At 52.3% G+C, this 239-nt stretch carries 1 protein-coding gene; it reads right to left on the reverse strand.

Translation table 11 applies throughout. The features are described from left to right. Positions 1 to 239 (reverse strand): VCBS domain-containing protein (locus RH86_RS04415; RefSeq protein ID WP_009385196.1); only part of this gene is annotated, 239 nt, incomplete at both ends.

Consider the following 239-nt stretch of genomic DNA (forward strand, 5'->3'; position numbering starts at 1 on the left):
CATCGGTATCAGCATCGGTGAGGGTTAACACGCCCGAGTCGGTTAACACAGGATCGGTATCATCTTCGGTCACGGCGCCGATAGCATCGCCAGAGATCACGGCACTGTCGTTAACCCCGGTAATGGTAATAACGATGTCATGCGTGGTGCCATCCACCGATGCCACCGTGAAGGTTTCGACTTTGGTTTCATCTTGCGCCAGATACTGTACGTCTGCGTTATCAACGTTATAGACCCAA

It is taken from the genome of Vibrio sp. N418 (assembly GCF_000222565.1).
Classification (GTDB): Bacteria; Pseudomonadota; Gammaproteobacteria; order Enterobacterales; family Vibrionaceae; genus Vibrio; species Vibrio scophthalmi.